Origin of the sequence: Arthrobacter sp. NPDC080031 (genome assembly GCF_040702485.1) — a bacterium.
GTDB lineage: Bacteria > Actinomycetota > Actinomycetes > Actinomycetales > Micrococcaceae > Arthrobacter.
In genome coordinates, this window is record NZ_JBFBLA010000004.1 from 114,281 (window position 1) to 140,127 (window position 25,847).

27 protein-coding genes are annotated in these 25,847 nt (G+C 64.3%); 17 read left to right on the forward strand and 10 right to left on the reverse strand.

Translation table 11 applies throughout. The features are described 5' to 3' along the window. The first annotated feature begins 117 nt into the window (after positions 1–117). From AB0323_RS04770 to AB0323_RS04795, 6 genes are all read left to right on the forward strand, one after another. Positions 118–342, forward strand: coding sequence for a DUF3188 domain-containing protein (locus AB0323_RS04770; protein ID WP_364535201.1), 225 nt, complete (start codon positions 118–120; stop codon positions 340–342). A gap of 17 nt (positions 343–359) precedes the next feature. Continuing rightward, entirely contained in the window at positions 360–1,859 is a 1,500-nt protein-coding gene (locus AB0323_RS04775; protein ID WP_366176344.1) for an FAD-dependent monooxygenase, read from the forward strand. Between the two features lie 54 nt (positions 1,860–1,913). Beyond that, positions 1,914–2,375: a MaoC family dehydratase N-terminal domain-containing protein gene (locus AB0323_RS04780; RefSeq protein ID WP_366176345.1), complete on the forward strand. Its 462-nt coding sequence runs from the start codon at positions 1,914–1,916 to the stop codon at positions 2,373–2,375. A 2-nt stretch (positions 2,376–2,377) separates the two neighbouring features. Next, on the forward strand, positions 2,378–2,815 hold the full coding sequence (locus tag AB0323_RS04785; RefSeq protein WP_366176346.1) for a MaoC family dehydratase: 438 nt from the start codon (positions 2,378–2,380) through the stop codon (positions 2,813–2,815). Beyond that, positions 2,812–4,122 (forward strand): MFS transporter, encoded by a 1,311-nt coding sequence (locus AB0323_RS04790; protein ID WP_366176347.1) that lies wholly within the window; start codon positions 2,812–2,814, stop codon positions 4,120–4,122. Before AB0323_RS04785 ends, AB0323_RS04790 begins: the two co-directional genes overlap by 4 nt. 117 nt (positions 4,123–4,239) lie before the next feature. After that, on the forward strand, positions 4,240–5,307 hold the full coding sequence (locus AB0323_RS04795) for a UDP-N-acetylmuramate dehydrogenase (protein ID WP_366176348.1): 1,068 nt from the start codon (positions 4,240–4,242) through the stop codon (positions 5,305–5,307). Between the two features lie 34 nt (positions 5,308–5,341). Here the strand turns inward: AB0323_RS04795 and AB0323_RS04800 are convergent, their stop codons facing one another. Next, positions 5,342–5,812, reverse strand: coding sequence for a hypothetical protein (locus tag AB0323_RS04800; RefSeq protein WP_364535184.1), 471 nt, complete (start codon positions 5,810–5,812; stop codon positions 5,342–5,344). Between the two features lie 109 nt (positions 5,813–5,921). Between AB0323_RS04800 and AB0323_RS04805 the strand changes: the two genes are divergently transcribed. Next, positions 5,922–7,040 (forward strand): winged helix DNA-binding domain-containing protein, encoded by a 1,119-nt coding sequence (locus tag AB0323_RS04805; protein WP_366176349.1) that lies wholly within the window; start codon positions 5,922–5,924, stop codon positions 7,038–7,040. A gap of 85 nt (positions 7,041–7,125) precedes the next feature. On the opposite strand, the gene asd is transcribed toward AB0323_RS04805, so the two are convergent. From asd to AB0323_RS04845, 8 genes are all read right to left on the reverse strand, one after another. Continuing rightward, positions 7,126–8,280: an aspartate-semialdehyde dehydrogenase gene (asd, locus tag AB0323_RS04810; protein ID WP_366176350.1), complete on the reverse strand. Its 1,155-nt coding sequence runs from the start codon at positions 8,278–8,280 to the stop codon at positions 7,126–7,128. A gap of 143 nt (positions 8,281–8,423) precedes the next feature. Further along, entirely contained in the window at positions 8,424–8,645 is a 222-nt protein-coding gene (locus AB0323_RS04815; protein WP_366176351.1) for an NF038396 family protein, read from the reverse strand. A 2-nt stretch (positions 8,646–8,647) separates the two neighbouring features. Continuing rightward, entirely contained in the window at positions 8,648–9,235 is a 588-nt protein-coding gene (locus AB0323_RS04820) for a dihydrofolate reductase (protein ID WP_366176352.1), read from the reverse strand. Beyond that, a complete protein-coding gene (locus AB0323_RS04825) occupies positions 9,232–10,035 on the reverse strand; it encodes a thymidylate synthase (RefSeq protein ID WP_366176353.1) in 804 nt (267 codons plus the stop codon). The genes AB0323_RS04820 and AB0323_RS04825 overlap by 4 nt, the downstream gene beginning before the upstream one ends. Positions 10,036–10,053: 18 nt before the next feature. Continuing rightward, positions 10,054–11,022, reverse strand: a complete 969-nt coding sequence (locus tag AB0323_RS04830; protein WP_366176354.1) for an NUDIX hydrolase — start codon at positions 11,020–11,022, stop codon at positions 10,054–10,056. 11 nt (positions 11,023–11,033) lie between these two features. After that, positions 11,034–13,283 carry an RNA degradosome polyphosphate kinase gene (locus AB0323_RS04835; protein WP_366176355.1) on the reverse strand — a complete coding sequence of 750 codons (2,250 nt, stop codon included), beginning with the start codon at positions 13,281–13,283 and terminating at the stop codon, positions 11,034–11,036. Between the two features lie 104 nt (positions 13,284–13,387). Next, complete coding sequence (gene mshD / locus AB0323_RS04840; protein ID WP_366176356.1) at positions 13,388–14,359, reverse strand: mycothiol synthase; 972 nt, start codon at positions 14,357–14,359, stop codon at positions 13,388–13,390. Between the two features lie 233 nt (positions 14,360–14,592). Next, a complete protein-coding gene (locus AB0323_RS04845; protein WP_364535160.1) occupies positions 14,593–15,291 on the reverse strand; it encodes a response regulator transcription factor in 699 nt (232 codons plus the stop codon). Between the two features lie 312 nt (positions 15,292–15,603). Between AB0323_RS04845 and AB0323_RS04850 the strand changes: the two genes are divergently transcribed. The 7 genes from AB0323_RS04850 to AB0323_RS04880 all read left to right on the forward strand — a co-directional run bounded on the left by AB0323_RS04850 (position 15,604) and on the right by AB0323_RS04880 (position 21,666). Further along, complete coding sequence (locus tag AB0323_RS04850; RefSeq protein WP_366176357.1) at positions 15,604–16,338, forward strand: permease; 735 nt, start codon at positions 15,604–15,606, stop codon at positions 16,336–16,338. Positions 16,339–16,504: 166 nt separating this feature from the next. Then, positions 16,505–17,101, forward strand: a complete 597-nt coding sequence (locus tag AB0323_RS04855; protein WP_366176358.1) for an FABP family protein — start codon at positions 16,505–16,507, stop codon at positions 17,099–17,101. An 89-nt stretch (positions 17,102–17,190) separates the two neighbouring features. Continuing rightward, on the forward strand, positions 17,191–17,913 hold the full coding sequence (locus AB0323_RS04860; protein WP_366176359.1) for a flavodoxin family protein: 723 nt from the start codon (positions 17,191–17,193) through the stop codon (positions 17,911–17,913). A gap of 22 nt (positions 17,914–17,935) precedes the next feature. Further along, positions 17,936–19,021 carry a folate-binding protein gene (locus tag AB0323_RS04865; RefSeq protein WP_364535148.1) on the forward strand — a complete coding sequence of 362 codons (1,086 nt, stop codon included), beginning with the start codon at positions 17,936–17,938 and terminating at the stop codon, positions 19,019–19,021. Further along, positions 19,018–19,431: an ankyrin repeat domain-containing protein gene (locus tag AB0323_RS04870; RefSeq protein WP_366176360.1), complete on the forward strand. Its 414-nt coding sequence runs from the start codon at positions 19,018–19,020 to the stop codon at positions 19,429–19,431. The genes AB0323_RS04865 and AB0323_RS04870 overlap by 4 nt, the downstream gene beginning before the upstream one ends. A gap of 90 nt (positions 19,432–19,521) precedes the next feature. Further along, the gene (locus AB0323_RS04875; RefSeq protein WP_366176361.1) at positions 19,522–20,082 is read left to right on the forward strand and encodes a PadR family transcriptional regulator; all 561 of its coding nucleotides are present in this window, start codon (positions 19,522–19,524) and stop codon (positions 20,080–20,082) included. A 66-nt stretch (positions 20,083–20,148) separates the two neighbouring features. Then, the gene (locus AB0323_RS04880; RefSeq protein ID WP_366176362.1) at positions 20,149–21,666 is read left to right on the forward strand and encodes a DHA2 family efflux MFS transporter permease subunit; all 1,518 of its coding nucleotides are present in this window, start codon (positions 20,149–20,151) and stop codon (positions 21,664–21,666) included. Between the two features lie 79 nt (positions 21,667–21,745). Here AB0323_RS04880 and AB0323_RS04885 read toward each other — a convergent pair whose 3' ends face one another. Further along, positions 21,746–22,477 (reverse strand): GNAT family N-acetyltransferase, encoded by a 732-nt coding sequence (locus AB0323_RS04885; RefSeq protein WP_364535136.1) that lies wholly within the window; start codon positions 22,475–22,477, stop codon positions 21,746–21,748. Positions 22,478–22,844: 367 nt separating this feature from the next. Between AB0323_RS04885 and AB0323_RS04890 the strand changes: the two genes are divergently transcribed. Genes AB0323_RS04890 through AB0323_RS04900 form a run of 3 tightly spaced genes read left to right on the forward strand, consistent with a single transcriptional unit; the run spans position 22,845 to position 25,829 of the window. Then, entirely contained in the window at positions 22,845–24,059 is a 1,215-nt protein-coding gene (locus tag AB0323_RS04890; protein ID WP_366176363.1) for an ROK family transcriptional regulator, read from the forward strand. Then, positions 24,056–25,021: a sugar ABC transporter permease gene (locus AB0323_RS04895; RefSeq protein ID WP_366176364.1), complete on the forward strand. Its 966-nt coding sequence runs from the start codon at positions 24,056–24,058 to the stop codon at positions 25,019–25,021. The genes AB0323_RS04890 and AB0323_RS04895 overlap by 4 nt, the downstream gene beginning before the upstream one ends. Continuing rightward, entirely contained in the window at positions 25,014–25,829 is an 816-nt protein-coding gene (locus tag AB0323_RS04900) for a carbohydrate ABC transporter permease (protein WP_366176365.1), read from the forward strand. The genes AB0323_RS04895 and AB0323_RS04900 overlap by 8 nt, the downstream gene beginning before the upstream one ends. Positions 25,830–25,847 lie beyond the last annotated feature (18 nt).

The following is a 25,847-nucleotide window of genomic DNA, read 5'->3' on the forward strand; positions in this document are numbered from 1 at the left end:
TCATAGGTGAGCGAGGGTTTGAGGAAAGCGGGCTATAGGTGAGCGAGGGTTGGTAGGCTTGTCGGGTTTCCGGCCCTGCAGGACCCGCTGTTCTGCCAAGTGCCCTAAACTTGGGTGGTGCTGAACGAATTCTGGGCTACTGCTTCCACCACCTATAAGACGCTGGTTTTCGGCGCGATGGGGCTTATCGCCGTCGGGATCATCCTCACGATCATCGGCAACACCTCCCATAACCAAGGCCTTGCGCTGACGTCGTTGTTCGTGATCGGCCTCGGCCTGGTCCTGCATGTCGTGGGCATGGTGGTACGCGGACAGCAGGTCCGCAAGGGCTTGAAGAAGTAGCCTGGCGGAGCATGGCGATGACCAAGCATGCAGTGGTGATCGTAGGAGGTGGCCCCACAGGGCTGATGCTGGCGGGCGAGTTGGCATTGGCCGGCATCGACGTCGCGATTGTCGAGCGGCGTCCAAACCAGGACCTCGCCGGCTCACGCGCGGGCGGTTTGCACTCACGCACCATCGAGGTCCTCGATCAGCGCGGAATCGCTGATCGGTTCCTGTCCGAGGGGCAGGTGGCCCAGGTCGCCGGGTTCGGCGGCGTCCGTTTTGACATCAGCGACTTTCCCACCCGGCACAACTATGGGCTCGGGCTGTGGCAGAACCACATCGAGCGCATCCTGGCCGGCTGGGTTGCCGAGCTGACGGTGCCGATCTATTACGGACGCGAGGTGACCGGATTCGCGCAGGATGAGACCGGCGTCGACGTCGGACTGTCCGCCGGCCAGGCGCTGCGCGCGGAATACCTCGTCGGGTGCGACGGCGGCCGCAGCCTCGTCCGTAAGGCAGCCGGAATCGAATTCCCCGGGTGGGATCCGACCACGAGCGCCCTGATCGCCCAGGTGGAGATGGCCGAGCAGCCGCCCTTGGGCGTCCACACCAATGCTTTCGGCATCCACTCCTTCGGCAAATTGGAGTACAAGATTCTCGACGGCAAGGTGGTCTACGCGGATGGCGGGCCTGTCGGAGTCATGGTGACCGAACAGCACGTGGGACCCGCCACCGAACCCACCCTCGATGACTTGAGCAAGGCGCTCATCGCCGTTTGCGGGACGGATTACGGCATCCACAGTCCCATCTGGATCTCCAGATTCACCGACATGACCCGGCAGGCCGCGAATTACCGCGACAGGCGGGTCCTGCTCGCCGGCGACGCCGCACACGTGCATGCCCCGGACGGTGGACAGGGCCTCAATACGGGTGTGCAGGATGCCGTGAACCTGGGATGGAAGCTGGCCCAGGTTCTCAAGCGGACATCGCCGGAAAGCCTCCTCGACACCTACCACGCCGAGCGCCACCCGGTGGCCGCCCGTGTGCTGCGCAACACGATGGCGAGTGTCGCGCTTCGCCGGCCGGACGAACGTACGAAAGCCGTGGGCGAGGTCATTGCCGAACTCCTCGACATGGAGGAACCGCGCAAGCGCTACGCCGCGATGCAGTCCGGCCTCGATGTGCATTACGACGTCGGCGAGGGGCACCCGCTGCTCGGACGCCGCATGCCCGATCTCGACCTCGCCACCCCAAGCGGTCCGCTGCGTGTCTTCACCCTGCTGCACGACGCCCGGCCGGTGCTCCTCAACCTTGGCGAGCCTGGCGGCGTCGACATCGCGCCGTGGGCGGACCGCGTTCAGCTGATTGACGCCACATACACCGGGACCTGGGAACTTCCGGCACTCGGGGCGGTCACTCCTCCCGCCGCCGTGTTGATCCGGCCCGACGGATATGTGGCCTGGGTGGGAGACCGAACCCGGCTGGGCCTTGACGTCGCGCTGACCAGATGGTTCGGACCGCCTGCCACGGAGTAGCGGCCCGGCGTCGACGCTAATCAGGAGACACGTCCCGGGCGATAGGGTTGGAGCATGACTATTAACCCGGATTTGCAGGGCCGCAGCTACCCTGCCGCAGAGGTGTACGACGTCGGCCGCGAAAAGATCCGCGAGTTCGCCCGGGCGGTGAAGGCCACCCACCCCGCCCACTTCGACGTCGAAGCCGCCAAGGCCCTTGGCCACAGCGACCTCGTCGCCCCGCCGACCTTCGCCATCATCGTCGCCCAGCGGGCCGATGCCCAGCTGATCGAGGACCCCGATTCCGGGATCGACTTCAGCCGCGTAGTGCACGCCGACCAGCGCTTCACGCACCACCGCCCGATCGTTGCCGGGGATCGGTTGCGGGCCGAACTGCACGTCGACGGCGTCCGCGCCATGGGCGGCGGGGCCATGATCACCACGCGTTCGGAAATCTTCGCGGTCCGCGAGGACAACCAGCGCGAGAGGGTCGCCACCACCACTTCGTCCATCCTGGTCCGCGGAGAGGGACAGTAACCATGAGCTTGAAACTTGAAGAACTCGCCGTAGGGCAGGAAATCGGCACACGCAGCATCGAGGTCACGCGCCAGGACCTGGTCAAGTACGCCGGCGCATCCGGCGACTTCAACCCGATCCACTGGAACGAATCCTTCGCCACCAGCGTCGAACTTCCCGGAGTCATCGCCCACGGCATGTTCACGATGGGCTCCGCCGTGCAATTGGTGAGCGACTGGGCCGGCGACCCCGCCGCCGTCGTCGACTACCAGACGCGCTTCACCAAACCGGTGCTGGTCGCCGACACCACCGGTACCAGCGAGCCCGGCGCCGTGATCGAGGTCGCCGGAGTGGTGGGAGCGCTCGACGCCGAAGCCCGCACCGCGCGCATTGACCTGACCGTCACCTTTGCCGGCCAGAAGGTCCTCATGAAGTCCCAGGCCGTTGTGAAGCTCGCTTGAGCAGGCTGCAACAATCAGCACCTCGCGCCACCGCGGCGGAATTGTCGCGGTGGCGCAATGCTGTGGTGGCCGCGTACGGCGCCAGCGGCCTGGCCTTCTCGTCCTGGGTCTCCCGCTTGCCCGCGATCCGCGATGGCCTGAACCTGACGCCCGGCACGGTTGGCCTCTTGCTCATGTGCATGACGGTGGCATCGTTCCTCTCGGTGTCCGCGTCCGGGATGATCGTGATCCGGCTCGGATCACGACTGACCACGCGGATTGGCGGCGCCATGGTGGGCCTCGGCCTGGCGGTGGCCGGTTTTGGCACGTCCGTGCTGGCCAACCCCGTGGTCGTGGCGCTTGGACTCATGGTGATCGGGCTCGGCACGGCCAGCTGGAACACGGCATCCAACGTAGAGGGAGCGTCGCTTGAACGCGCCCTTGAGCGGCACATCATGCCCCGTCTCCACGGATCCTTCAGCCTCGGCACCGTTGCGGGCGCAGGGCTCGGCGCCTGGGCCGCTGCCGCGGGACTGCCTGTCTTCTGGCATCTGGCTGCGGCCGGCGTGGTGGTCGCGGTCTCGGTGGTGACAGCAACTGCATGGTTCCGTGCGGACTCGACGCCGGTAGCGCCCGCAAAGGCCTTCAAACCCGGAAAGCCGGACACCTTTGAAGATCCTTCCACCGGTCCCTTGCCCATCATCCGGCCCGGCAAGCAGGGACCGGCCGAACCATTGGACAGCAAGCGCATGGTGGCGCGGGCGTGGCGCGAACGCCGGACCCTCCTGCTTGGATTGCTCGTCCTGGGGCTCGCCTTGGCTGAGGGCGCGGCGGGGGACTGGGTGGCCTTGGCGTTGGCCGACGGCCACGGTCAATCCGATGCCGCCGGAGCCATCGGTTATGGAATCTTCGTGACGTTCATGACTGTGGGCCGCTTTGCCGGGACCGTGGTCCTGGACCGCTTCGGACGCGTGCCTGTAATGCGCTGGTGCTCGGCCACGGCTGTGGTGGGGCTGGCACTCTTTGTCTTCTCCCCGGTACCGTGGCTCGCCTTCGCGGCACTGGCTCTCTGGGGCCTGGGTGCTTCTTTGGGGTTCCCGGTGGGCATGTCCGCTGCCGCGGACGATCCGGCCCACGCAGCGGCCCGGGTCTCGGTGGTCTCCACGATCGGCTATGGGGCGTTCCTTTGCGGTCCGCCGCTGTTGGGACTGCTGGCGGAGCACTTCGGCATCCTGCATTCCTTGCTCGCCGTCCTGGTCCTGCTCGTCGCGAGCTTCTTCCTGGCGCCCGTCTCGCGGAAGCGCGCCCCTGAGCCGGAGCGCCCCTGAGCCGGCGAGCCCCTGAGCCGGAGCGCCCCTGAGCCGGCGCGCCCCTGAGTCGGCGCGCCCCTGAGTCGGCGCGCCCCTGAGTCGGCCGGGGCAGGCAATCCCCGCTAGGCTTGTTTGGTGACCCAGACGATGCTTTCCGAACTGACCACGGCCGCCGTTGGTGGTCCTGCCGGCACCTTTGTGGAGGCCCGCACCGAAGGGGAAATCATCGACGCCGTCCGCTCGGCGGATGCCGCGGGCGAGAAACTGCTCATCATCGGTGGGGGATCCAACCTTCTGATCTCCGACGCCGGATACCCGGGCACCGTCCTCAAGATCGCTTCCCAAGGCTTCACCGTGAACTCGGAGGATAGCTGCGGGGGCGTTTCCGTGGTAGTCCAGGCCGGGCACAATTGGGATGCCCTCGTGGAGCACTCCGTGCTGCACGCGTGGTCCGGGCTGGAGGCACTCTCAGGCATCCCGGGCGCCACGGGCGCCACTCCTGTGCAGAATGTGGGTGCCTATGGTGCCGACGTCTCCCAGACCATCGCCGCAGTGCGTACCTGGGACCGCGAACGCAACGCTGTGCAAACCTTCACCAACTCCGAGCTCAAGTTCGGCTACCGGGACTCCATCCTCAAACAGACCACCAGCGAGGGCTCACCCCGTTATGTGGTTTTGACCGTTGAATTCCAGCTGCCGCTCGGACGCATGAGCGCGCCCATCCGGTACGCGGAGCTGGCCCGGTCCCTCGGGGTCGAGGCCGGGAAGCGCGCGTATTCCAACGACGTCCGGCGCGAAGTCCTGCGGCTGCGTGCCTCCAAGGGCATGGTCCTGGACGCTTCGGACAGGGACACGTATTCCACGGGTTCCTTTTTCACCAACCCGATTGTGCCGGCCAAAGCGGCGGCAGCGTTGCCCGACGGAGCGCCGCAGTACCCGGCCGGAAACGATGGCCTCGTCAAGCTGTCCGCAGCCTGGCTGATCGACCAAGCCGGCTTCGGAAAGGGCTTCGGACTCGAACCCGAAAGCGTCTCCGGCGGCCGCGCCTCGCTGTCCACCAAACACACCCTGGCCATCACCAACCGGGGAGGAGCCAGCGCGGAGGACATGGTGGCGATCGCCCGTGAGGTGCGTCGCGGCGTCGTCGAGCGTTTTGGCATTGAACTACATCCGGAGCCGCTGCTGATCGATCTGGCCCTGTAGGAGCGCGCTCAGGAACGGCGCTTAGGAACGCGCTTCAGCGCTTTCCGGTCGGAAGGACCTTGTTGAGCAGCAGGAACGTCAGCCCGCAACTGGCGGCCCCCAAGAGGAAGATCTGGCTGAACGCTATGCTCTGCGGCGACGGACCGCCGGGCGAAATCCAGCCGGCTGCCGCGAAGCCTGCCACGCCCAGGAGCATGACGATGGCTGCGAGCAGGAAGCTGCGCACGTGATCGCCCGCGCCTGTCTGGAACGCCGACTCGGTATCGTCGAGGTCCCGGTCGGACGGTGGCTGGCATGCGGTAGCAAGGCCAAGGAGGAGGGCCGCGGCGCCGGTAGCGGCGAGTCCCACTTCCTGGACAGTCTGCATGGACGGGGACAATCGCACCCCCGCACCAACAGCTATTGCCAGGCCGCAGACAAGCCCGACGGCGGCGGCGCACCAACCAGCGGCCGCTAACCGCCGGCTGAGCGGCCGCAGCAGCGGACCTAACTCACCGAACAGCATTCTCCTAGCCTAGGAGGGCCCGCTGGAAGGCTCCTGTGAGCGGCGTGGGAGTTCCTCTCCCGTGCTATTGAGGACCGAAGCTGTCCGCCGTGCGCCCTATGATGGGGCCATGGCAGCTTCGGCTAAGATCAGCGTCACTCCCAAAGTCATGGGCAGGCTGCGACTTGCGAGCCAAGGATTGCTTGGGGGTTTCAGTAGTCCCGGTGAATGCGTCTCCAGGATGGGCGCCATGCAGGCCCAGGACCTGGCCTCGGCGTTCTGGGCCGTGGGGCAGCGGGTCCCTGGTTCCGGCCTCTCGAAGGTATTGGAGGCGCTGGAGAACGGCACAGTGGTCCGGTCCTGGCCGATGCGGGGAACGCTGCACCTGGTGCCACCACGGGACTTGCGCTGGATCCTGGCCATCACCACCGAACGATCCATGCGTTCGGTGGCCGCGCGGCACCGGGAACTCGGCATCGACGAAGCAGACATCGCAACGTGCCGGGACCTTGCGCTTGAACGCGTCGCGGGCAGCCCCGGCGCCACGCGCGAGGAGCTTTTCAAGATCTTCGAATCCGCAGGCCAAGTGACCGCAGCCCAGCGCGGCATCCATTTGCTCTGGATTCTGTGCCAGAACGCCTGGCTGGTCCAAGGGCCCCCGGCCGGCACGGCGGGCAAAGCCCTGGGACAGCAACTTTTCGTGGCCTTCGATGAGTGGATTCCGGAATCCACGATGCTGAGCCGGGAAGAAGGGATTGCCGAATTCCTGCTCAGGTATATACGCAGCCACGGACCGGCCACGCTTTTGGACTTCGCGTGGTGGACCCAGATCCCCAAAGCCGAGGTCCGCGCAGCCCACGAAGCTATTCGAGGCCAACTCGTGGAGCTCGTCTTCCGGGAAACGTCCTATTGGCTGTCGCCCGAGACGGCGGCACTGCTCGACGATGGCGTCCCCGGCTCGCGGGCGGTCCTCGCCTTGCCGGGATTCGATGAATTCCTGCTCGGGTATACGGACCGCAGCCTTGTCCTGCCACCGGAGCATTTCCAGAAGGTCGTTCCGGGCGGCAACGGGGTCTTCAAGCGGATGATCGTGTCCGGCGGCGAGGTGGTGGGCACGTGGTCCCGCAGCGGCGCCGGCCGGAGCGCCGTCGTCGTGCCCGAACCGTTCGCCCCGCAAGGCCTGGCTCCGGCAGCCAAGCGGTCCTTCGAACTTCAGGCGGCAAAGTACCTTCGGTTCATGGAGAGTTGAGGGCACCCAACTGACCCGCAGTTGATGTCGTTATGAGGGCTCAAAACGACATCAACTGCGAGTCAGTTGATTAAAACCACGAGTCCTAGAGGTTGCCCGTGGCGATCTTCAGCATGCGGCGCAGCGGCTCGGCAGCGCCCCAGAGGAGCTGGTCGCCCACGGTGAAGGCGCTGATGTATTCCGGGCCCATCTCAAGCTTGCGGATACGGCCTACGGGGATCTCCAAAGTGCCGGAGGCAGCAACCGGGGTGAGGTCCGCCATGGAGGCTTCCTTGGTGTTGGGCACAACCTTGGCCCACTCGTTGTCAGCGTCCAGCAGCTTTTCGATTTCGGCGACGGACAAGTCCTCGCGCAGTTTGAGCGTCAGTGCCTGGGAGTGGGAGCGCATGGCGCCGATACGGACGCAAAGGCCGTCCATCACCACATGGTCCTTGCCGGGCTTTCCGTTGCCCGTGCCGAGGATCTTGTTGGTTTCCACCCCTGCCTTCCACTCTTCCTTGGACTGGCCGTTGCCGAGGTCGGCGTCGATCCAGGGGATCAGGGAGCCGGCCAGCGGGACGCCGAATTGGGTGGCGTCGACTCCGGAGCGCTGGGTGGCCAGGACCTTGCGGTCGATTTCCAGGATCGCCGACGCCGGATCGTCCAGTTCGCTGCTGACTTCGTTGTTGAGGGTGCCGAACTGGTTGAGCAGTTCGCGCATGTGGCGGGCACCGCCGCCCGAGGCCGCCTGGTAGGTCATGGAGGTGCCCCACTCGACCAGGTTGTTCTTGAACAGGCCACCGAGCCCCATGAGCATGCAGGACACGGTGCAGTTGCCGCCGATGTAGTCCTTCACGCCGCCGGACAGGCCTGCGTCGATGACGTCGCGGTTAATCGGGTCCAGGACGATGATGGAGTCCTCGTTCATGCGCAGCGTGGACGCGGCATCGATCCATAGCCCGTCCCAGCCACGGCTGCGCAGCTCGCCGTGGACCTGCTTCGTGTAGTCGCCGCCCTGGGCAGTGACAATAATCGGCAGCTTGGCAAGAGTCTCAATATCGAACGCGTTTTCGAGCTTGCCTGCGCTGCCTTCTGCTGTACCAGCGAATGACGGCGAGGCACCTCCTGCGTTCGAGGTGGAGAAAAATACCGGGTTGATGTTGGCGAAGTCGCCCTCTTCCTGCATGCGCTGCATCAGGACGGAGCCGACCATGCCACGCCAACCGACCAGTCCAACGGACGGATTAGCTGCTGTAGTCATTGGACCAGTCTAGACTTTCGCGGCTCCCGGCCGCTGTCGGTTACGTCACGAGGTGGCCCGGACCCAACTGACTGGCAGTAGGTGTCGTTTTGACGCCTCAAAACGACACCTAATGCGAGTTACTTGGGCCGGGAGTCGGGTTCCTACTTGCCGGAGTCGGGTTCCTCCAGCAGGGCCGCCTTGCGGGAACGCAAGGCGTAGAACGCGCCAAAGGCGAAGACCTGGGTTACGACTACCAGGACGATGATCCCCAGGATCTTGTTGCCGCCGAGGATCATGGTGAGCCCGACGATCGCGGACAATAGCGCGAAGAGCGGCAACAACATGTAGCCGAGCACGAACAGGGTCTCAGGTTTCTTCAGCATTCTCAGTCTTCCGTCCGGCGCCACGTGGCGATCCGGTAGTTGGTGCCGTTCTTCGAGGTCAGCCAGCCTTCAGTTGGTACGACGGACTCGAACGTCCACTTCTCGTCGAGCGTCGGCGCGAAAGTGTCACCGTCCGTCTCGACGTCGATCGTGGTGACAACGGCGGCGGTTGCGAGGTCCGCGGCTTGCTCGAAGATCTCGCCGCCACCCAGGATCCAGACCGCCTCGTGGCCCGGCGCGAACTGCGACTCAAGCAGCGCGGTGTCCATGGAATTGACGACGACGGCGCCTTCCGCGCCCGGCGTGCTGCCCCAGCCTTCCTGCCGGGTGATGACGATGTTCGTGCGGTTGGGCAGCGGACGGTACTTATCCGGGAACGACTCCCAGGTCTTGCGACCCATGATCACGGGATGGCCGCTGGTGACCTTGTTGAAGTGCTTCAGGTCTTCGGGCAGGTGCCACGGCATATCGCCGTCCTTGCCAATAACGCCGGAGGTGGTTTGCGCCCAGATCAAGCCGATTCCCGTCATGGCCGCCGCGATGCCCTCGCTGAACGCCTCGGCGCCCGGGCCCGGTTCTTCGGTGCTCATACTGCCACCGGAGCCTTGATCGAGGGGTGGTGGCGGTAGCCGACTACTTCGAAGTCCTCGAAGGTGTAGTCGAAGATCGAGTCGGGCTTGCGGGCGAAGCGCAGTTGCGGGTACTCGTAAGGTTCCCGGGAGAGCTGCTCGGTGACTTGCTCGACGTGGTTGTCGTAGACGTGGACGTCCCCGCCGGTCCAGACGAAATCGCCGGGCTCAAGGCCCAGCTGCTGGGCCACCATGCAGGTCAGCAGCGCATAGGAAGCGATGTTGAAAGGAACGCCCAGGAACATGTCTGCCGAACGCTGGTACAACTGGCAGGACAACTTGCCGTCGGCAACGTAGAACTGGAAGAACGCGTGGCACGGCGGCAAGGCCATGTCCTTGATCTCGGACACGTTCCATGCCGAGACGATGTGGCGGCGGGAATCCGGGTTGGCGGCCAGGCCCTTCATGAGCTCGGCGATCTGGTCAATGTGCCCGCCATCGGGGGTCGGCCAGCTGCGCCACTGCACCCCGTACACCGGGCCGAGTTCGCCGTCGGCGTCCGCCCATTCATCCCAGATGGTGACACCCTGCTCCTGGAGCCACTTCACGTTCGATTCGCCGCGGAGGAACCATAAGAGCTCCAGCGCGAGCGATTTGAAGTGCACCCGCTTGGTGGTTATGAGCGGGAAACCCTGGCTCAAATCGAAGCGCAACTGGCGGCCGAAAACGCTCCGCGTGCCGGTGCCCGTGCGGTCCGACTTATGCGTGCCGTTGGCCATGACGTCACGCAGGAGGTCTTCATATGGGGTTGGGATGCTCACGCACCCAGCTTACTGGAGTCAGTCGTCGAAGGGCTTGATCTGTTCCACGGCCACGACGCGCTGGCCGTTTCCGCGGGCCACGTGGCACACGATCATCTCGCCGGGTGCCAGGTACGGATCCTGGGCAGGCAGCATCTCGCGAAGCTCGGCACCCATGCGCTCGCCGAGCGTCTTCAAGACGGTGGGGAGTGCCGGCCTGTGGGTGCACAGCGCAACCCCGCGCTGCTTGTCGAACAAGCCCTCGACGACGGCGGACGTCTTCTTCGGGCTCCGCTGGTGGTTGTGCTCGGTCAAGGCATCTACGAGTTTCACCTTGGCACCGGCTGACTTGGCGTAGGGCGCGATAGTGGATACGCACCTGGCCCAGGGACTGCTCACGATCCGCATGGGCTTCCACACGCCCAGTAGCCGCTCCACGGCCAGCGCCTGCCGCAGACCTGTCACGGCCAGCGGCCGGCTGCCTTCGGCCTTGCTCCAGGAGGATCGTGGCTTGGCCTTGGCATGGCGCACCAGAATCAGGGGCCACGTCTCCAGCTCATCATTCAGGTGGGCTTTCGCCAGTGCCTGGAGCGGGGCTACATCCGTCGGGTTGCTCAGGAAACGTGCCGCCTTGTCCGGTGCGGCCCACATGTAGGCGTCCACTTCCTCACCGTCCGGCTTGATGACGGACCCATTGACCTGGGTGGCCCAATAGTGAACGACCTTCAGCCCGGCCGCCACATGGTAGTGCGTCGGAGGAAGGGGGATGCCGAGGGCGGCTTTGAGGCCGATTTCTTCCCTGATCTCGCGTACGGCGCACTCCGGGATGGTTTCCCCGGCGTCGAGCTTGCCCTTGGGCCAGGACCAGTCGTCGTACTTTGGCCGATGGATCAGCAGGACCTCAAGGGCGCCCTTGGTGACGCGCCAGGGAATGGCGCCGGCCGCCGTGACGGCGATCGGCTCCCCGGGATGGTCCGTCTGGTCTGCAACAGGTGTATCGCTCTTCAACTTTTTGCTGCCTACCGCCGGGCAACTGCACGTTGGCGGGACCGGGAGGCAAGCAGCCAGGACTGGATGTCCAACAGCGGCGTGCCATCTTCGGCCTGGTGGAACCTGGTCCATTGGCCTTGGTTGTCGAGGTGCCAGCTGGCAGTGCCGGGGTCCATGTAACGGCGCAGCAGGTCCATGACCTCGGCTGTGTCTTCGCGGCTGGAGAGCTGCACCAAGGCCTCAACCCGGCGGTCGAGGTTGCGGTGCATCATGTCCGCGGAGCCGATGTAGACCACGGGATCGTTGGCATTGGCGAAGGCAAACACCCGCGAGTGCTCCAGGAAGCGGCCCAGGACGGAGCGGACCGTGATGTTCTCGCTCAACCCAGGCACTCCCGGGCGCAGCGAGCAGATGCCACGGACAATGACGTCAACCTTCACCCCCGCCTGGGATGCCCGGTAGAGGGCATCGATGGTGGCCTCGTCGACCATGGAGTTGACCTTGATCTGCACCTTGGCGGCAATTCCCGCGCGGGCGTTGCGGATCTCGGTCTCGATCCTGTCGATCAACCCGGACCGCACCGAGCGCGGCGCCACGAGGAGCCGCTTGAAAGTCGACTTCGGGGCATATCCGGAGAGCTGGTTGAAGAGCTTGGACAGGTCCTCGCCCACCTGCTCATTGGAGGTCAGCAGGCCAAGGTCCTCGTAGTAGCGGGCCGTCCGCGGGTGGTAGTTGCCGGTGCCGATATGGCAGTACCTGCGGAGGCCATCCACTTCCTGGCGGACAACCAGGGACAACTTGCAGTGCGTCTTGAGTCCCACGATGCCGTACACCACATGCACGCCGGCCTGCTCCAGTTTGCGGGCCCAGGAGATGTTGGCCTGCTCGTCAAAGCGGGCCTTGATCTCCACGAGCGCCAGGACCTGCTTGCCGGCCTCGGCGGCGTCGATCAGCGCGTCCACGATGGGGGAATCGCCGGAGGTGCGGTACAGGGTCTGCTTGATGGCCTGGACCTTGGGGTCGGCCGCCGCCTGCTCCAGGAAGGCCTGGACCGACGTCGAGAACGAGTCGTACGGGTGGTGCAGCAGGATATCGCGGCGACGCATCGCCGCGAAGACGTTAGCTGCCTTGGACGTCTCGGATTCGTTCAAGTACCGCGAGGTGTGGGGTACGTGCTTCGGGTAGTGGAGGTCGGCGCGGTCGATTCCGCCGATGACCGACAGGCCGCGGAGGTCCAGGGGAGCCGGAACGGAGTAGACCTCGGATTCCTCGACGCCGAGTTCGCGCACCAGGAGCGCACGGATGTTCGGGTTGATGTCCGTGGTGACCTCAAGCCGGACGGGCGGGCCGAAGCGGCGGCGCAGAAGTTCTTTTTCAAGCGCCTGCAAGAGGTTCTCGGCGTCGTCCTCTTCAACTTCCACGTCCTCGTTGCGGGTGACGCGGAAGGAGTGGTGCTCCATGACTTCCATTCCGGGGAACAGCTTGTCCAGATGCACCGCGATGACCTCTTCGAGCGCGATGAATCGTGCCACGCGGCCCGGGACCGCGCCGGCGCGCGGTCCGTCGATCGAGACGAGCCGCGGCAACTGGTCCGGCACCTTGACACGGGCGAACAGTTCCTTGTCGCTCACGGGGTTGCGGACAATCACGGCCAAGTTGAGGGAAAGGCCGGAGATATACGGGAAGGGGTGTGCAGGATCGACGGCGAGCGGGGTGAGGATCGGGAAGACCTTCTCGCCGAACATGATGCTCAAGCGGTGCTGGGCCTCGTCGTCGAGTTCGTCCCAGCGCATGAGGTGGATGTGCTCATAGGCCAAAGCGGGGCGGATCTGCTCGGCGAACACGCGCGCGTGGCGTTCCTGCAGCTTCCGGGCGGCATCGCCGATCTGCTCCAGGACTTCGATCGGGCTCAGCCCGGCGGGGGAGGGCACCGCAAGTCCCGTGGCGATGCGGCGCTTCAAGCCCGCAACCCGGACCATGAAGAATTCATCCAGGTTCGAGGCGAAGATGGAGAGGAAATTGACCCGCTCCAGCAGGAACAGGTCCGGGTCCTCCGCAAGCTCAAGAACCCGGGAGTTGAATGCGAGCCAGCTCAGCTCACGGTCCAGGAAGCGGTCCGGAGTGATGTCGCCTTCCGGCTCAAGGGAGGGCGCAAACTCGGGAATGTCGATGCGGTCCTGGGTTGCCCGCGCAGCCGGGACTTCGGAAGATCCGAAGCGGGGAGGCAAGGTTGCGCCCTTGACCTCGGTTTTGGTGGTTCCGACCGGGTCCGGATTCATCGGGCTCTCCTTCGTTCAGCGCGGGGTTTGATTCAACCCTACAAGGATTCCACGTGCCGGAATCCTAGATGTTCCTAGCCTTTCAGATACGCCTTGGTTCCGGGTTACTTCCGGGTTAGCGGCGCATACATGACATCGACGTCCCAGCGGACGAAGCCCAGCGTCTGGTACAGGGCAACGGCCGCGGTGTTGTCGGCATCCACGTACAACATCACGGAGTGCAACTCGTGGCTCTGGAGATACCTGATCCCGGCGACAGTGAGCGCCTTGCCAAGCCCCAGCCCCTGGGCCGCAGGCGTCACGCCCACGACGTAAACCTCGCCGATAGCCGGATGGGGTCCTCGCCGGGGGTGCACCTTGGTCCAATGGAATCCGAGCAGCTCCCCGGCCGGGTTCACAGCCAGCAGGAAACCTGCGGGATCGAACCAGTCCTCGGCCATCCGGGCTTCCAGGTCGGCCCTGGTCAGGGAACCCTGCTCGGGATGGTGGGCGAATGCTGCCTTGTTGGCTGCCAGCCAGGCGGACTCATCCTGGCCCGGCACGAAGGCGCGCAGTGAAACTCCCTCAGGCAGGCCGGCGTCGGGCAGTTCCGCCGTGGAGGACATGAGCCGCATCTTCCACAGTTCGCGCGCCGGGCCGTAGCCGTAACGGGCCGCAAGCTCCGCGGCGGCCTCGTGGTTCCCATGGGACCACGCGTTCAGCCCCTCGAGCCCGCGGCTGGACTGGAGTGAATCCAGCAGCCGGCCTGCGACGCCTTGGTTGCGGTAGCTGGGGTGCACTGCCATTTCCAGGACCCCGGTCCCGTCGTCCGCTTCAACCACGACGGCGATTCCCGCCAGATCCTGCCCGCTCGCCGGATCGGACTGCTCGTCCGGGGCATACAGGGCCAGCGTGAGCACAGAGTGGTCGCCGGCATCGGCTCCGCGCAGCATGACCAGGGTCTGTTCGGACAGCGGGGGATTGCCGTCGGACTCCTCGGCAGCTGCGGCGAGTGTCTTGATGTCTTTCAACAACTCGTTATCCGACGCGCCTTTGACGACGAGGACGGGCCAGTTCTCCGGGTGCGCAAGGCTCATGCTGCAAGGCTATACGCCTCCGGCCGGTTTGGCGGGATGGATTTTGCAGGCCCGGTCCTGGCCGTGTAAGGTCTATATCTCGTCCGGCTTCGCGAAGCAGGATACGAGGGGGATCCACCAGTGGGGTGGCCTCGATACGTTCGACCCGTATGTCCTCCACTCAAGCACTCCTCTACTCGAACACAGGGAAGGCCCGGACTCATTGAGTCCGGGCCTTCCCTGTGCTTCGAAGCCTAGGCCTCCGTGAGCTCATCTTCCGGCAAGCGGGCCAAGGTCAGCCGGTAGCCGACGTTGCGGACGGTGCTGATGAGGTTCTCGTGGTCCGCGCCCAGCTTGGCACGAAGGCGCCGGACGTGGACGTCCACGGTGCGCGTGCCGCCGTAGTAGTCGTAGCCCCAAACCTCGGTGAGAAGCTGCTGGCGCGTGAACACCCTGCCCGGGTGCTGGGCCAGGTACTTCAGGAGTTCGAACTCCTTGAAGGTCAGGTTGAGCGGCTGCCCGTTCACACGGGCCGTATAGCTTGCCTCGTCGATCACGACGCCGGCCGCCCGGATCTCGGTGTTGGCCTCCTCTTCGCCGGGGATGGCACGGGCCACGGCCAGACGGATCCGGGCTTCGACTTCGGCCGGCCCCGCGGAGTCGAGGACGATGTCATCCACCGACCAGGCGGAAGAGACGGCAGCCATGCCGCCTTCGGTGAGGATCAGGATCAGGGGGGCGCTCAAGCCTGTGGCTTTGAGGAGTTGGGTCAAGGAGCGGGCTCCTACGAGGTCCTTGCGGGCATCGAGGAACACGACGTCGGTGGGGTCGGTTTCGAGCAAGGCCGTTGGCTCTGCCGGAAGGATGTGGACCCGGTGGTTCAATAGCTCCAAGGCGGGCAGGATGTCTACCGACGAGCCGGTGCTGTTCGTCAGGAGCAGGATGTGCGACATAGTTCCTCCAATGGGCGGTCCGCGCATCATCGGGCGTCTGAACCGGGTTTCCACCGGCCGGTAGCTGCTTATGGGGCGTGGTTCCGTTGTAACGGAAGCGTTGCAACAAGAAGCGCTGTTGACAACCGAGTATACCCAAAGGCCCCTGCAACGTCAGGGATTCGTGTCACCTTCAACCCCTGTTTGCGACATATTCGTGCCTCATAAGGCAGGATTGGCAGGAGGTTGCTAGCAGCCTGGAACGAAATGGGGCTCATCGAGGATCCCACGAGGGCGCAGTGAGGTTAGGGACACAGTGAGGTCAGGGGCGCAGTGAAGTCTTGGAGCATCGGGGTGGTCGGCCTCGCGGCGCTCGCGGTTTTCGTCGCCAGCTCTTACGGCCCCACGGAAGGCCTGGTCGCCGTCGGAATTCTGGCCTCGGCCGCAGTAGGCATCGGCTGGCCCCATTTTCTAGCGGTTCCCGCCAAGAAGACCCTTGCCGCGGTGATCGGGCTGAGCGGTGCTGGTTCGGCCTTGGCAGCCGGACTGATGCCAGCCCCCGGATTTCTCGACGCAACTCCCGCCTTCATCGCTGCAGGCGTGATTGCGGTGTTCGTCGTGCAGCTGATTCGCGGAACCGGCCAGGCCCAACGGCTCGAATCCACCCTTGGTAGCTGCGCCGGCGTCCTGCTGAGCTGCCTTGGCGCGGGCTGGATTGCGGGGGCGAGATTCAACGGGATCAAGGAAATGGTGTTGGTCGCCGCCCTCAGCGCGGCGGTCGCCCTGCTCGCCGGCTTGTTGCGCTGGCCGGACCGGGTCGTGGCGCCTTTGGGCATCGTGGCGGCCGGGCTGGTGGCTCCGCTGGCCGGCCTGGTGTTCTCCAACATCGCTATCGTGGCTGCCATCGTGGTGGGCGTCGCGATCGCTTCGGTCCTGGTCAGTTTCCGCCGGATGGTGACGCTTCGGCTCGGCCGCCTGAATTTCCCGGCTGTCCTTGGAATGGGTGTCGCCCCCGTCTGGGCGGTTGGCGCGTTGTCCTACTTCATCGACAAACTACTCATCTACTAACAGTTAGGATGGCATCATGTCCGTACTTGCATTTGAAATCTTCTTCCTTGTCCTCCTCGGCCTGGCCAGCCTCTCGATGGCGTGGTTCGCTGGTTTTGTCGTTTACCGTCTCTTCAAGGGCCAGAAGTAGAGCTTCTGTACCTTCCGGTCCACTGAGGTAATTGCTGTGCCCATCGAAATCCCTTCCGACCTGACACCCGAATTGGTACCCCTTTCCTGGCTCATTGGTGAGTGGGAAGGCCGGGGACGGCTTGGAAGCGGCGAGGAAGACTCGGAACACTTCATCCAGCATGTCTCCTTTACGCACCACGGTCTGCCGTACCTGGAGTACCGCGCCGAAAGCTGGCTCAGCGACGAGGACGGCACCAAGCTGCGGCCACTCACTGTGGAGACAGGCTTCTGGGCCCTGGAGCGGAAAATGCTCGATGCCGACGGCGGCCCGGGCCTGATTCCCGCGGAGATTGTCCCCGTATTGAAGACGGCCGACGACGTCGAAGCCCACCGGAACGCGGACGGCGGGTTCGACATCGCCGTGACGATCGCCCATCCCGGAGGCATCAGCGAGCTGTACTACGGCCAAATCAAGGGGCCGCAGATCCAGATGAGCACCGATATGGTGATGCGCGGCGGCCACTCCAAGGAATACACTGCGGCCACACGGATCTTCGGACTCGTGGATGGCAATCTGTTGTGGCGCTGGGATGTGTCCACTCCGGGTAAGTCGCTCGAGGCCCATGCTTCGGCTTTCCTGAACAAGCTCTAGTAGGAGGGCGTGTTCCTGGCTTCAAGGTCTCACCGAAGAGGTCTCACTGAACGTCCCGTTTCGCAGTCCGAACCAAAGGGGAGCAGCAAGTGAACGAAGCAACAAAGCCCGCCCGCTATGACGATCTCAAGGCCGTCTTTTTCAATGGGACGCTCAAACCATCCCCGCAAGTGAGCAATACCGACGGACTGATAGCCATCAGCCGGCGCATCATGGAAAAGCAGGGCGTCAGTACCCGCGTAATCCGCACGGTGGACCACGACATTGCCGCCGGCGTCTATCCGGACATGCGCGAACACGGCTGGGCCACGGATGAATGGCCCCAGTTGTATCCGGCCGTGCTGGAGGCCGACATCGTGGTGGTGGCCGGTCCTATCTGGCTTGGCGATAACTCCTCCCAGACCAAGAAGCTCATCGAGCGGCTCTACGCCCATTCGGGCCAGCTCAACAGCAAAGGCCAATGGGCCTACTATCCAAAAGTCGGCGGCTGCCTGATCACCGGAAACGAGGACGGCATCAAGCACTGCGCCATGAACGTCCTGTACAGCCTCCAGCACGTCGGCTTCACCATTCCGCCCCAGGCCGATGCCGGCTGGATCGGGGCCGTGGGCCCCGGACCCAGCTACCTCGACGAAGGATCCGGCGGTCCCGAGAGTGACTTCACCAACCGGAACACCACCTTCATGACCTGGAACCTGCTCCACTACGCCCGGATGCTCAAGGACGTAGGCGGCATTCCTGCCTACGGCAACCTCCCGGATGAGTGGAAAGCCGGCACGCGCTTCGATTTTGAAAACCCGGAATACCGCTGAGCCCCAAGGACTTCTACTACATATGACTTACAAGAGCCCCCTATTGTCGCGCCCCGGAGCTGTCGAAGGCGGCGGCGAGGACTCCGGCGTCGCGGCCCACTACGGCGAGCCCCTGCGCGAGCAGCGCGCACTCGCCGCCGGCACCGCCGTCGTCGACCTTTCCTACCGGGGCGTTGTCACGGTCACCGGACCGGACCGCCTCAGCTGGCTCAACACCCTTTCCTCGCAGCAACTGACCAACCTCCAGCCGCGCGTCTCCAGCGAGCTTTTGCTCCTCACCATCCAGGGCCGCATCGAGTTCGACGCCCGCGTGGTGGACGACGGCGAGACCACCTGGCTGCTGGTCGAGGCCGCCGAGGCCGCCCCGCTCGCGGAGTGGCTCGACAAAATGCGGTTCATGTTGCGCGTCGAGGTGGCCGACGTGTCCGCCGATTGGGCCGTCGTCGGCTCAACCAAGCCCGTTGACGCCTGGTCCGGGCGGCTCGTCTGGGAGGACCCGTGGCCGCACATCGGCGTCGGCGGCTACTCCTACAGCGTGGTGGAGGAAAGCTCCCATCCCGGCCTGGAGCGTCCCTGGTTCGAGTACCTCATTCCCGCGGCCGAGCTTGAAGCGGCCGTTGAGGGTATGGCCCTCGCCGGTTCGTTGGCCGCGGAGGCGCTCCGCATCGCCGCCTGGCGTCCCCGGCTCGGCGCGGAGACGGACGAGAAGACCATCCCGCACGAGCTCGATCTCCTCCGGACCTCGGTCCATTTGTCCAAGGGCTGCTACAAGGGCCAAGAGACCATCGCCCGCGTCCACAACCTTGGACACCCGCCCCGGCGGCTCGTCTTCCTCCAATTGGACGGCTCGCAGCACACCCTCCCGGCGCCGGGCAGCGTCGTATTTGCCGGAGAGCGCAAGGTCGGTACGCTGACATCTGTGGCCCAGCACTTCGAGATGGGGGCAATAGGACTGGCGCTCATCAAGCGGTCTGTAGACCCGCAGGAAGTGCTGACCGTGCTGGACGGTGAGGAGCCTTATCCGGCCGCCCAGGAAGTAATCGTTGCGCCCGATGCCGGACAGGTGGTGGGGCGTCAGACCGGATTCCTGAAGGGACCCCACCGATGAGCGAAACGACGGGCGCCGACGCGCAAGCGACGGGTGCCGATGACGAGGCCATCGCTTTGGCGCACACCTTGTTCGATGCCGCCAGGGAAGGCAACTCGGAACTCCTGCGCAGCTACCTCAATGCCGGCGCGCCGGTTGGAATGCGGACGGCCGCGGGCGACTCGCTCCTGATGTTGGCCGCATACCATGGCCACGCTGAAACCGTTCAGCTTCTGCTGTACCACGGCGCAGAGGCAAACGGCGCGAACGACCGTGGCCAGACGCCGCTGGCCGGCGCAGTTTTCAAGGGGTACACCGAGGTGGCCCGCGTTCTGATCGACGCCGGGGCCGATCCCGACGCCGGCGCCCCCACAGCGCGCGAGGCCGCCCGGATGTTTGCCCGCACGGACATTCTCGGACTGCTCGGATAGCATGGACCGCCTCGCTGCGGCGGTTGCCTTGCGCTCAAATATTCCATGTGGAATAGTTGTTGTGGAATAGTTCGTACGGAGGATGAGGAAATGGCACGAGCCGCGCTGACTCCACTTGGCGTCGCTGCATTGGCCCTCCTTGTCGAGGCGCCGATGCATCCATACGAGATGTACCAGCTCCTGATGGCCCGCCACGAGGACCGCTTGGTCAAAGTCCGCCCGGGGACGCTCTACCACACAGTCGGCCGCCTGGAAGAGGCGGGTCTGGTCGAGTCCACAGGGATCGACCGTGCCGGCAACCGGCCCGAGCGCACCACTTACCGAATCACCGGGACCGGCAGGGACGCGCTGACCGAGCGGCTCCAGGACATGCTGGCGGAACCCGTGAACGAATACCCGGTCTTCCCCCACGCGATCGCCGAGGCACACAACCTGCCGTCCGGCGTCGTACTCGAACTCCTGGACCGTCGAGTGGCGAACCTGGAAAACCAACTCGACTTCCTGGTCCGGGGTGAAGAAGCTGTCGCTGCGAAAGGCGTCGAGCCCAAGTTCTGGATCGACGTCAAGTACCAACAGACCATGCTGCGGACGGAAATCGACTGGATACGCAGCTTCCAAAGTGATCTCCGAAGCGGGCAGTTGCCATGGTGACAGCCCATCCCACTCTTAGTCGCCCAAGCGAACTTGCAAGAAATTCAGCACAGTCAAAGGAATCCCATGGAAAACGTAGCTAAACCGTGGCCGGCACTGTGGTCCCTTGTGGTCGGGTTCTTCATGATCCTGATCGACACCACCATTGTTTCCGTGGCGAACCCACGGATCATGGAGGGCCTGCATACCGATATCAATGCCGTCATCTGGGTGACGAGCGCCTACCTCCTCGCCTACGCCGTACCGCTGCTGATCACCGGAAGGCTCGGTGACCGCTTCGGGCCCAAGAACCTCTACCTGATCGGCCTCGTGGTCTTTACCCTGGCTTCGCTGTGGTGCGGCCTCTCGGGCGACATCGGCACGCTGATCGCTGCCCGGGTGGTTCAGGGAATCGGCGCGGCCATGATGACGCCTCAAACCATGGCCGTCATCACCCGGATCTTCCCGCCGGACCGCCGCGGCGCGGCCATGGGCCTCTGGGGAGCCACGGCCGGCATGGCCATCCTCATCGGCCCGATCCTCGGTGGTGTGTTGGTTGACGGCCTCGGCTGGCAGTGGATCTTCTTCGTCAACGTTCCCATCGGCGTCGTTGCCTTCATCCTCGTGACCAGGCTGGTACCGAAGCTGACCACGCACAGCCACAAGTTCGACGTCGTGGGTGTGCTGCTGTCCGCAGTAGGCATGTTCCTGCTGGTCTTCGGCATCCAGGAAGGCCAAAGCTACAGGTGGGGCACCGTCAGCGGACCCATTACCGTGTGGGGACTGATCATCACCGGGCTTGTTGTCCTGGCCGTGTTCGTATTGTGGCAGTGGCTCCTGGAGCGCCGCGGCGGCGAACCCTTGCTGCCGTTGGGGCTGTTCAAGGACCGCAACTTCTCCTTGGGCAACACCACCATCATGGCGGTGGGCTTCACCATCACTGCGTTCCCGCTGCCCACCATCTTCTACTACCAGGTAGTCCGCGGTTTGTCCCCGACTCAGTCCGCATTGCTCATGATCCCCATGGCCGTGATCTCCGGCGCGCTGGCACCTTTCGTTGGCAAGCTGATCGACCGCATCAACCCACGCTGGTTCGCCGCTTTCGGCCTCGTCTGCCTGTCCGGGGCCTTGTTCTGGACCGGGACGCTCCTGAAGCCGGACACTCCCATCTGGATGTTCCTGCTGCCCAGCGCCCTTCAGGGTGTGGCCAACGGCTTCATTTGGGGCCCGGTCTCCAACGCGACTACCCGCAACCTCCCGCCGCGCTCGGCGGGAGCCGGTTCCGGTGTCTTCAACACGACGCGCCAGATCGGTGCGGTGCTGGGATCGGCCGCTATTGCCGCGCTCATCCAGTCCCGGCTAGCGGCAGAGCTGCCCGCGGCTCCGCCAGGGGCCGCCCCGGCAGGTGAAGGTGGATTCACCGGCAAGTTGCCTGAATTCCTGCATGACAGCTTCTCGACGGCGATGAGCCAGTCGGTCCTGCTGCCGGCCTTTGCGATTCTGCTGGGCGCCGTAGCGGCGTTGTTCTTCGGCAAGCCCAAGGCCGTCCAGGGTTGGGGTTCTCCGGCCGCAGCCAAGGCTGAGACTGTTTCGCAAGACGGTTAGCCCGCGCGAACTGGCAGATGATGCCCTCAAAATGCGATTTTGAGGGCATCACCTGCCAACTCGCGGGCAAGAGGGGGTGTCAGCGGAGCAGCACGGAGGTCTGGATACCGCCGTCGACGAATCCCAGCCTTCTGGCCAGGGCCATGGAACCCCGGTTATCAAGCGCGGTCCGCCACTGCAGCGTCAGGCCCGAGGCGAGCGCCTCGTGGGCCGCGATCGAAGCAGCGAGGGTTCCGAGTCCTTGCCTGCGCAATTCCGGCGGCACCAGGACCCCCATGTCTGCGAGGATCCCCTGCCATTCTGCATAGGCGCCGCAGGCCACCGGTTTGCGGTCCGGTTCGTTGCCATCCATCACGGTGAAATGATGGTCCATCCTTGAGAGGTGGACTTCATTGACATCGTCCGGCGGGCATCTGCCCTCCAACTCGATCGCCTCCGGATGGCCGTGGGAGACGGTGACTTCGCCGCCCGGCTGGAAGAGGGGAAGGTCGTCGGCGAACAGTAGCGCCGACGTCCCGAGACCATGGCCGCCGTGTTCGCGGCTGATCCGCAACAGTGCGGAGTGCTCGCTCAGTTGATCGTCCGAGAGCTCGACGGCGGCTGCCACCGCCCATGCCGGGCCTACCAAAGCGGAACGGCCAAAGAGCCTCACGAAGGTGATGGAGCCCGCGTCGTCATCTTCCCGGACAAGACGCTCCTCGCCGCGGGCGGCAGGCGAGCCGGAGACGAAACTGAAGGCCTCGTCGTCGAACCCTAAATGCCGGGCCCAGGCCAGCAGCACAATTTCCGCCGATCCCGCATCAAGTTCCATGACATCGAGTCTAGGCAGTCCTGGAATCGGAAGAGGAATCGCCTGCTTGCACTTCCGCGCTTGCTGTTGGAAGCGGGACCCAGACGAGGCGTTCGGCCTCCGGCCAGGCAGCATGGTCCTGCAGGAGGGCCGCTCCGATTACTTCAGGAGCGGCCCTCTGACACTCTCCGGCTTCTATTGTTGGTGCGCGCTCACGGCCTCGTGGTCGATCTTGCCGGGCCGCGGCGGGCCATGCGGACTATTCCGCCGGCACCCCCGCGGCTACCCCGGAACAGGCGCCCGTCGATCACCCCGCCCATGCCTACCCCTTGACGTGAGCTGCCTCATAGTTCTAATCTTCATTTAGTCGTAAATAAAGGAGAAAACAATGGTTCGGCCGAGCGGCAACGCTGACGTTACGCGGTCTGCGATCCTGGCATTTCTTGGTACCTCCGGAGGCGCTTCCCGGGCTGACTTGGCAAGGGCACTCAGCGTGTCCCCGGCTCTCATGACCCAGCTCATCAAAGAGCTCATCGCGGACGGCCTCGTCAGGGAGCTGTCAATGTCTCCCTCCAACGGCGGTCGTCCTGCCCGGATGCTGGGCCTGGCCACCGCCGCAGGGCGCGTGGTCGGTATGAAGATCTCGAAGGACCACGTCGCCTTCGTTGAAACGGAACTTAGCGGGCATGTAGTCCGGTCAGACAATAGGGCATACGACGCTTCCTCGATCACTTCGCTTTCCGACGTCGTCTCGCTCGTCCATTCATTCGTTGGCGAAGACCGGGTCACCCCCCTTCTGGGAATAGGTGTCGGTGTTCCCGGATCGGTGGACGCGCAAGGCAGCGGTGTGGTTGATTCAAGCCTCCTCGGGTGGCGGCAGGTACCGCTGGGAGCCGTACTGAGCCGGGAACTGCATGTTCCTGTCCTGGTGGAAAACAATGTCAACGCCCTCGCTGTAGCCGAACGGCTCTATGGGGCGGGCCGCGAGCACGCCGAGTTTCTGGTTGTGACGATCGGCGAAGGCGTCGGTGCGGGATTTGTTACCGGCGGCGCCGTCGTGCGCGGCAGCAGGGGCGGTGCCGGCGAAATCGGTCACATACCGGCAGTGGCGGATGGACCTCTTTGTACATGCGGCAACCACGGATGCATTGAGGCACTGATCGGGGAAAGGACACTCGTCGCGCAGGCGCGGCAATCCGGAATTATTTCGTCGTCCGCCACCATGGCAGATCTGCAAGAGCGCGCAAACGACGGCGACCCCCTCGCCCAGGATATTTTCCGGGAAGCCGGTCAGCCTCTGGGTCGAATCGTCGCCGGTCTCGTGCAGATCCTGGATCCGGAGATTGTCATTGTCAGCGGGGAAGGAACCCGCGCATGGCGCCACTGGGCAGCAGAATTCGAGCGATCTTTCCGGGGTGTACTGACGGCGGACCGCCGGAGCATCCCCGTGATCGTCGAGTCCTGGGACGACGAGGCCTGGGCGCGCGGAGCAGCCGCGCTCGTTGCGTCTGCGCCCTTCTACAGCGAAGAAAGTTCAGGTGAGCAGGGGAGACAGGTTCGCGCCCGGCTCACCCACGTACCGGCGGAGGTCGGAGGATTGTGACCGCACTACAAGACTCGAGGTCCGGCAACCCCGGACCCGCGGCAGCAACGAAGCGCTACCGGGGACCCGGGATTCGGCGCAAAGCCATCGGCCCACGTCTCAAATACGGACTGACTATCGCAGCTTTCCTCATCCCGAGCGCGTTGCCACTGTTGTTCTTCACGATCATTCCCATGTTTTCCGCGTTGTGGATCAGCCTGAACCAATGGAATCTGGTCGGCCCGATGAAATGGGTGGGCCTCGGGAACTACAGCAAGCTCATCAGCGACCCCGGCACGCAGGGTGCCTTCCTGCACACGGTCTACTACATCGTCGGATACCTGCCGCTTGTCTATATCGGCGGGCTTGCCATAGCGCTTGCACTCAATTCCCGAATCAAGGGACGCAGCATGATGCGCGGACTCTACTTCCTCCCGGTGGTGACGAGCTGGATCGTCGTTGCCCTTGTCTGGCGCTGGCTGCTGAATCCCAGCACGGGAATCGTCAACTGGCTGCTTGGACTCATCGGGGTGGCGGGGGCCGGGTGGTGGACAGACCCGGCATGGTCCATGCCTTCGATCATCGTGGCGTCCGCGTGGAAGGACCTCGGCTTTGTCATGGTGATTCTGCTCGCCGGCCTCCAGGCCATTCCGGAGGACTTGTATGAGGCCGCGACTGTCGATGGCGCCGGCCGGTGGAGGCGGCTGTTCAGCATTACTCTTCCCATGCTTTCCCCGTCGACCTTCTTTGTCATCGTGTTGTCACTGATCAACGGTTTCCAGGTCTTTGACCAGGTCTATGCCATGACCGGAGGCGGCCCCAACAACTCTTCCCAGGTGGTGGTCCAGCAGATTTACGACCTCACGTTCCGCTACGGCAGGGCCGGCGAGGCATCCGCCCTGTCATGGCTATTGTTCCTTTTCATCCTGGTCATCACTCTGATTCAGGTGCGCGGTCAAAAGAAATGGGTGCACTATGCGTAAGCAGCGTCCCTCGATCACCTTGAACATCCTCGTCCTCGTTGGCGCCCTCATGATGGTCTTCCCATTTCTTTGGGCGTTCGTCACGTCCATCAGCCCCGGCGCAGGCCTCTCAGCGACGCCGCAACTGATTCCGGAGAATCCCTCACTGTCCGCCTACGCTCAGTTGCTCCAACGGCTCCCGTTTGCCCAGATCGTACTCAACAGCCTGATCCTCGCCGTCCTCACCACGGTGTTCCAGCTTGTCACCAGCTCACTGGCCGCCTACGTCTTTTCCCGGATGCCGTTCAAGGGGCGCAACGCAGTGTTCGCGGTGTATCTGGCCACCATGATGATCCCGATGCAGGTGCTGGTTGTCCCGCTGTTTGTCGAGATGAAGAGCCTGGGTCTTATCGATACCTATCTCGGCGTGCTGTTGCCGGGGATCGCCAGCGCCTTCGGCGTGTTCCTCCTGCGGCAGGCCATGAATTCGGTGCCGCAGGACCTGGATCAGGCCGCGACATTGGATGGGGCTGGCCACTTCCGTATCTTCGGCCTCATTGTGCTTCCCTTGGTCCGGCCGGCTCTGGCGACACTGACGGTGTTCGCGTTCCTGAACAGCTGGAACAGCTTCCTCTGGCCGCTGATCATCCTCCGCACTCCCGCAATGAAGACCCTTCCCGTGGCGCTGGCAGGCCTGCAAGGCCAGTACACCACCCAGTGGGACATCGTTATGGCCGGATCTGTGGTCAGCATCCTTCCAATGCTTGCCCTTTACATCTTCACCCAGAAGTACATCATCCAAGGGGTTGCCGGCACCGGACTCAAATAGACCGGATCGGCCAGTTTC